The sequence below is a fragment of the Bacillus cereus group sp. N21 genome (assembly GCF_016483395.1).
Lineage (GTDB): Bacteria > Bacillota > Bacilli > Bacillales > Bacillaceae_G > Bacillus_A > Bacillus_A pseudomycoides.
Genome location: NZ_JAEHBX010000121.1, coordinates 1 through 7,903 on the forward strand (window position 1 = coordinate 1; position 7,903 = coordinate 7,903).

Sequence of the window (7,903 nt, forward strand, 5' to 3'; positions counted from 1 at the left end):
ATATAGAACTTTGTCATAATATTTTTTCTAAAATAAATTTATTAAAATTTATTGAAAGCTATAAAGGCAAAGATCTGCAAAATATTAAAAATATTTACAGGTTAGAATTTGCAAAATACTTGTATGAAAATCAAGAGGAACTATTTCACAACGTGTTTATCAATAAAAGCTCGGATAATGAATTGAAAAATGACGTTAGATTAGTAAGACAAGGCATAGAGCTTTTATTAGAAACTTCTTTTTTAAAAAAAGAAGTTACATCATTACCTCAAATGATTTCTGAGATAAATATGTTTATTGAAAATGAAGAAGATATTGGTAGTGTTATTCAAAAAAAAATGTTAGTTGAATTTTTAAATCAAAATCCTACCAAAATTTTTGGAATTTCAATCGCATATTACAGTCAGTTATTACCTTCACTACTGTTATGTAAATGGATTAAAGAATTAATGCCAGAAGTTTTTTTGATTCTCGGTGGACAACAAATAATGTTAAGGAAAGAACAACTTTTAAAATTAAATGACCTTAGTAAGTATGTAGACGGTCTAGGAACTGGAGCCGGTGAAGAAACGCTTTACTTACTTTCTAAACATTTGGACGGGGAAGTAGAAAAGTATGATGTACCGGATTTTATTTTTTTAAAAGATAATGTACAAAAAGAGATTTTCAAAAAATCAGATTATCATATAAAAGACGCTTTTCCACCTGATTTTTCAGATCTGCCCTATAAAAATTATTTAGATGAAGAAGTACATATGTCCATTATTACTTGTGTAGGTTGTTATTGGGGAAGATGTGCTTTTTGTTCGTATGGAAATAGATCAAGAGAAGAAAAAAATTATCAACAAAAAACCCCTAAACAAATTGCATATGAATGTGAATATTTAATTAGAAATTATGGAGCAACAAGAATAAATTTTATTGATGAAAATACTAATCTACGTTTAGTGCTAAACGGAATGAGAATTTTAAATGAGAATGGATACCGTATATCTTTTAGTACTAGAAATCGATTGGAAGATATTCTTTTAAAGAAGGAATTTTGTAAAGAACTAAAGGATCGAGGCTGCATACTGATGTCCGTAGGCTATGAAACAAATTCGCAAAGAATTTTGGACCTACTGGATAAGGGGGTTACAGCAAACAATTATCAACAAATTATAGATAATCTGCATGAATTAGGAATTCCTCTGCGTTTTTCAATAATTGGCGGGTTACCCAATGAAACTAAAGAGGAAGTTATGAATTCCGAAGAGTTTTTGAGAAAAAATGCAGATAAAATAGGTATTGATGTCATGCAAATGCTAGTTGCTGAACCTACAACATATTTAGCAAAAAATCCAGAGAAATATAATTTAACTATAACATCGGACGAAGAATTAAGGGGAAATAAATTACTGAATTATGGTATGGGGAGAATGGGGGCTACATTTAACTATAGTGATGGTGATACCTTTAATGAAAGACTAAATCGATTTCTTGAAATTTACAAAAATGTTAATCCGCAAAAGAATGATGAACTACCACCAGATAAAAGAAGCTCTACAGAATCTAGAGATAATTTGAATCAAAATTCATATATTTTGCAGTTATATCCATGGGTGAGAGTCATAAAAAGCGAGAGAATACTTTTAATGGACTTCTTATGGCAAAGAGTCTTCCCCCTCCCAAATGTAATATATGATGATCAGGATTATTTATACGTAGTGGAAGAAGAACATCAAATTTATCTTCAACATTTTTGTGATAAAGGAGCAGGAATACTAGTTGCTATTAATGAAAAGGAGGTAATGTTAAATGAAGCTTATAGAAAATAGTGTACGCTTCCCTAAAGTTGCGAATAAGTTAGGACTGGGTATTGGAATGGACTTACCTTGGGGAGAAGATATTGGATTTTGTACAACGGAAAATGGAGATGATATTACTTCAAAAATGAAAATCTTTTTTGATAACTATAAAGATGAGTTTAATTATATGTTTTTTGCATTCCAACCTAAAAATCGAAGTGTTCTTAAAGCAGAGGATTACTTTGAAGCGTATGATCGATTATTTAATGCTGTTCCTAATTATAAAGCAAGGGCATTTCATCAAACCATATTAAATATGGGAGCTACCGAGAAATATGAAAAAAGCTCCATAATAGAGTTTACAAATAAAATAATTGAAAGATATGAAATAAAATGGGTTGTTGAGGATTTAGGGTTATGGTCCATTAAGGGAAAAACTGTGCCATTTCCATTACCCCCATATATGACTCCCAGAGGGCTAGAAGCCTGCATTGAAAATATAAATGAATATCAGAAAAATCTACTGGTACCAGTTAGTATTGAATTTCCTGGGTTTACAGAAGGAACTAATTTCTTTATCGGTGACATGGATGGATTTGAGTATTTTAGTACTCTAGTTCGAGAAACAAATTCCCCTGTAACTATTGATATAGGGCATATTCTCAGTTATCAATGGCTCATTGGTAATACAGATGAAAAGATGTATACAAATCTTTCTAAGCTGCCGCTGGATAATTGCTTTGAATTACATTTATCAGGGTGTCAGATTATTCGTGGCAAGTTTAGGGATCTACATCATGGCATACTATTAGATGAGCAAATAGATTTACTTAAATATTTACTTCCTTTATGCCCAAATTTAAAAGCTGTTACTTATGAAGATCCTAAGTATACTAATGATGGTATTCTCATTCCAAAATCTCAAAGAAATTATCAGAGGATGAAAGAGGTGGTAAAACAATGGCAATATCAGTAGATAAATACTATTCTCTCGATGAAATATTGTACAATTTACTACATGATTATAAGTATAGAAATTTATTCTTAAAAGATAAATTCAGTGATTTAAATATTTGTGAAGAAAACCTCAAACAGATTCAAACAATTGACAAAGAAGAACTAATTGCTACTGCAAAAACGATTATAAGAAATTTATTGAATGGGAATATAGAACATAGTGGTGGGTTGAAAACAGCTTTTCCTGGAACTTTTAAAGAACTAGAGTTAAATAATATTGACATGCAACAATTGATGTATGAATTTGTAGCATCAAAAGAATTTGAAAATTATAAGGAGATCCCTTATGCCGGAGATGGTCAGTGTATTGAGGAATCATTTTTTCTCTTTTTAAGTAATGTGGAAATAATTAAAGGCAATAAAAATATAGAACTGCTTTTAAAACATGAATTTTTAAATGCGATGATATCTATCTTGGTGGTAAATTCAGAGCCAGCATTTAAAATTTTAAGTAAGGATATTAAGTATAATGGTCATATTTATTATGCTTGGATTAGACTTGATAGAAATATTGCCGAAGCTTTATTAGGTAAAAAAATTCAAGTGCAACAGGAGAAGATAATATGGTTATTTGCAGCAGCTAACAATAGACTAATAAAGGGCCCTATAGAAGAAAATATTTTACAGTTAATTGAAATTGGAAGTCTAAAAAAGATCAATGAAATGAAATTGACTAGTAACGAAGAGGCTAGCCTAGCAATGAGCATATATAGATTAGGTTTAATCAAATCATGAATACAATTACAACATTCGAAGAGCATGGAGAAGTACTTCCTTTTTGGCAAGGTACTATTAAAGATCCAGCAACTTTGTTGTATTTTGATCGCCATTTAGATCTTAAATTAATAAGTAAATCGAAAATTCAAAAAATACATCAAAGAGTAGAAAAAAATCAATCCATAAGCATTCTAAATAGGGACATCCCCTGTAGGGAAGATGAAAAATATGCTTATGGATTAGATGATTTCCTATATGCGGCTATTGATTTAAATCTGTTTAAAAAAATTATATGGGTCTCTCCCGTAGTTAAACACAAAAGTAATGTAAATGATTTAGGTCAAGTATTCTGGACTTTACTATCTTTAATTCCTCATCATGGTACTGAAATTATTGATTCCTTTAAAAAATATCCGTTTGGTATTGAAACGAAAATAAAAAATACAACCCTCATGATTACAACTATAAATAATCTAAAGTATATGCAACTTTATAAAGAGAGTAACATAATTACAGATATTGATTTGGATTTTTTCTATAATCCTGAGAGCAAGAATCTATATTATAAGATTGATCAGGTGTTACAGATTCTGAAAGAAAATAAAATTACAGATTCTATAAAAACAATGACCTATTCCATAAAAAGCGGTTTTTTGCCGGAACCATATAGAAGATTAAGTAGTATTCTTTCTCATAAATTAGATATGAAACTTATTAGTAATCCTGCTCGAGATCATTCGGTGCCTATAGAGACAATGGCTGCTCTTTCTAATAGAAAATCAATAAATCAAAAATACTTAAATTATTTACAAGAAAAAGAGCTTGATATTTTAAGTGGAATCGGATGGAAATTACGCTCTTTATTATTAGTGCAAATGGGACAGTTAGACGAGGCTGAAAAATGTTATTTTCAGGCTAGAGAACAAGGCGATGAAGCTTTTTGGGCAGCTTATAGTATTGGTATGAGTTATATGAGGAAAAAAGATTATGAGCATGCATTGAAGTGGTTTCAACAAACAAAAGATGTCGTTGATACAATCCAAGCACATAGTTTAATTCTTCAAATTTTATGCCATTTGCATCTGGAAAATTTCGAATATGGCTTATCTTTGGCACATAGCACTCTAGAACTATTACCCATGAGAACGGAAATATATGAATTAATAGAAATTTTTTGTAAGAAAATGAATATGAAAGAAACAGATTATATCTACTATAAGGAAAAATACCAAAAAATTAATCAATTATTAAAAAAATAGGAGGGATTAAGTTTAATAATTTATTAATTAAACTTCAGTATCAATCTCAGAAAGGTTCCACTGACGTCATTAATGATCAAATTAAAGATGCTAGTATAAATAACTTTTTGAAGGGGCAACTTAAGGATTGTATTAAATTACTAGAATTAAATATCTTAAAATTCAGTAAAAACATTATCTCATATAAAATAAACCTTAACTTAAATAATGAGAGAATCTCCTTATATGAAGAGCCTATAAACAGATATAATTTATTAATCTTAATTCATGTTGAAGGGAAAGAATCTATAATACCTATTTTATGGCAAGTAAGTACGGAATCTCCACCAGTTCGTATTCTTTCAAATCAAATAGATGCGTTAAGGCTGGAAATAGAACAAACTGGTCATGGAAAATCATTAAAAGATAAATTAAAATTGCCAGTTATATTAGATCAGTGGCCCGCTTCTCATTTTGTACATGAGTGTTTTGGACATACCTCAGAAGCTGATAATTATATGGATTATGCTTGTAAAAATGGTTATAGACTAGGTTATAGATGGTCTGATTATAAGTTTAATGTATATGATGATCCGACTTTAATAGGGCATAAAGCTCATTACAGAATGGATGATGAAGGAGAGAAAGCTTTTTGTACCCAAATAATTAAAGATGGTATTTGGAGTAATTTACTTCATAGTTCAGAAACGAAAAAGAAACTTCAAGCAAAAGGTTCGTGTAATGGTCGAAAAGTTTCAGATAACGATATTATTCTTCCACGTATGTCCATAACATATATGGATAAAGGTAATGAGAATATCAATGATTTAATATCAAAAATAGAATATGGTCTCTTTTGTAAAGGTTCATGGGGAGGGGGATCAATAGGGACAAACTTTGTAATTAGACCATCTTATGGGATTATTATCAAAAATGGAAGTTTAAGTAATTTAATTATTAGAAGGTTTGATATTAAAGGTTGTAAGTTCCAGGCTGCAAAGAATATCGTTGGTAGTAGTAATGAATTACGAATTTTCAATCCAGTATTTGGCTGTGATAAAAACAATCAAAATAATTTAAGCGTAACTCAAGGTGCGCCACATATTTATTTTAGAGAGTTAGATATTTACCCAATATAACATTGAAAGAGTGAGGTCAATGATTGAAAGAATTGATTGCAAGAATCTAACTTACGAAAGATTTATGAAGGAGTTTGCGGATAAGAAACCTGTTATCTTAATAAATCTTGTGAATGATTGGGAGTGCTACAATTGGGATTTGAAATATTTAAATGAAAAATTTGGAGAGCAAGAAGTTGTAATTAGAAAGTCTGATTATGAAGGCAAAAAGAAAGTCTATACAGTAAAGCTCTCTAAATTTATCCAATTGCTAGAGGGTGGAAATGAAGAAAAGTGGTATTGTGATTGGCCTTTCTCTATTATGGGGAATAAAGAAATCGCTTTAGCGTATAGTATTCCATCTTTTTTAACAGAGCAAACAGTTAGGAAAAAAGGAGACAAAGAATTGAAATGGGTATTTCTAGGCTCAACGAACACTGGAACCCCATTACATAAAGATTTCCAAGCAACACACAATTGGAATGCGGTTATATTCGGAAAGAAAAAATGGGTATTTTTCAGCCCAGAATTTGATCAAGAAATGGAATATTTAGCGAGTATAGATTGTAATATTTTTAATCCAACTCCAGAAGAACGTGAAATTATCTTAAAAGCAAACCCTTACTATATAGAACTTAATCAAGGTGAGATTATATATACTCCTAAAAATTGGTGGCATCAAGTTATAAATAAAGAATTAACCTTTGCTATTAGTGAAAACTTTTGGTTTAAGCATGAGCTTCAAGTTAATTAATTTTAAATAAATCAGTAAAAATAGGGGGATTTAATAATGCTAAATGTAGAAGAACATGTAATTGAGAAAAGCATTTCTAAAACATTAGGAGAATTAGTAAGCTTACCTGGTCCTGTTGGTCATGAATATATAATCAGTAATTGGTTAAAGAAACGTTGGATAAATAAATCAGAGGAATGTTTTGAAGATAAAGTTGGAAATTTAATTTGTAAAATTGGTGGGAAGGGTCCTAAATTATTAATCCAAGCACATATGGATGAGATTGGATTTATAGTAAGGTATATTACCCCTGATGGCTTTTTATTGATTGATCCAGTGCAAGAAGCACATAGATCTGGTCCTAATCATTTACATATGATAGGGCAACTAGCTCAAGTGATAAGTAGAACAGGGAATATAGCAACAGGAATTTTTGCTACATCTACTGGTCATGTCCTTACCGAGCAGCAAATGGCTGGAAATTTAAATTTTAATAGCCTATTTATAGATATGGGGGTTAATAGTAAAGAAGAAGTAGAAAAATTAGGAGTTCATATTGGCTCTAGTGTAGTATGGAAAAGGGAATTAACTCAGGTTGGAAATAAGCTTATTGGAAAAGCGTTTGACGATCGGATTGGGCTTTTGGTTATGGATCTCCTTTTAGAGAAAATGGACGTTTCCAATTTAAATTATGAAGTATGGTATGGAGCTACAGTGCAAGAAGAGAATAAAGCTCATGGCGCTTATGCTCTAGGTTCAAGAATGGACTTCGATCTCGCAATTTCTTTAGATATTGGTTTAGTAGGAGACATACCAACTGTAAATGAACAAGATTATCCTACTAGATTAGGTGGTGGGCCGACGCTAGTTTATAAGGATGGTGCTATTCATTATGATCCTAAAATAACATGGGGTTTAGAGGATACATCTAAAAAATATAATATTCCTTATCAAATTGGTATTTATAGTAATTATGGCTCTGACGGAATCGCTTTTTTTGATAGTGGTATTCCTTCAGCACTTATTGGTATTCCAACTCGTTATACACATACACCTTTTGAAATGGTTGATATCAAAGATATTTATTCTACTGTAAATTTACTAAATCATTTTATTGGGGATAGAGATAACTAGATTTTGAATAAGCAACTTAAGAAACAGATGCTCATTGAAATCCAAAAATAATCTTTATTATTGTTATGGGGGTGCTTTAAAAGGTTCTGGTGCAAAGATAAAATAAAAGAGAATATAGCGCATATATTTTTAGCGGATTTGTATTTTATGCTATAAGTC

7 protein-coding genes are annotated in these 7,903 nt (G+C 30.6%); all 7 read left to right on the forward strand.

Annotated elements, in window-relative coordinates:
- On the forward strand, window positions 1-1,817 hold a 1,817-nt coding region (locus JDS96_RS29065; RefSeq protein WP_199668901.1), incomplete at its 5' end, for a B12-binding domain-containing radical SAM protein.
- Window positions 1,798-2,763, forward strand: coding sequence for a multinuclear nonheme iron-dependent oxidase (locus JDS96_RS29070; RefSeq protein ID WP_199668902.1), 966 nt, complete (start codon window positions 1,798-1,800; stop codon window positions 2,761-2,763). The genes JDS96_RS29065 and JDS96_RS29070, both read left to right, overlap by 20 nt.
- Window positions 2,748-3,539: a hypothetical protein gene (locus JDS96_RS29075; protein WP_199668903.1), complete on the forward strand. Its 792-nt coding sequence runs from the start codon at window positions 2,748-2,750 to the stop codon at window positions 3,537-3,539. Before JDS96_RS29070 ends, JDS96_RS29075 begins: the two co-directional genes overlap by 16 nt.
- Window positions 3,536-4,780 (forward strand): hypothetical protein, encoded by a 1,245-nt coding sequence (locus JDS96_RS29080; RefSeq protein ID WP_199668904.1) that lies wholly within the window; start codon window positions 3,536-3,538, stop codon window positions 4,778-4,780. Before JDS96_RS29075 ends, JDS96_RS29080 begins: the two co-directional genes overlap by 4 nt.
- A 107-nt stretch (window positions 4,781-4,887) precedes the next feature.
- On the forward strand, window positions 4,888-5,898 hold the full coding sequence (locus JDS96_RS29085) for a metallopeptidase TldD-related protein (RefSeq protein ID WP_199668905.1): 1,011 nt from the start codon (window positions 4,888-4,890) through the stop codon (window positions 5,896-5,898).
- Window positions 5,899-5,962: 64 nt separating this feature from the next.
- Entirely contained in the window at window positions 5,963-6,631 is a 669-nt protein-coding gene (locus JDS96_RS29090) for a cupin-like domain-containing protein (protein WP_242480018.1), read from the forward strand.
- Window positions 6,632-6,667: 36 nt separating this feature from the next.
- A complete protein-coding gene (locus tag JDS96_RS29095) occupies window positions 6,668-7,744 on the forward strand; it encodes a M42 family metallopeptidase (RefSeq protein ID WP_199668907.1) in 1,077 nt (358 codons plus the stop codon).
- Window positions 7,745-7,903 lie beyond the last annotated feature (159 nt).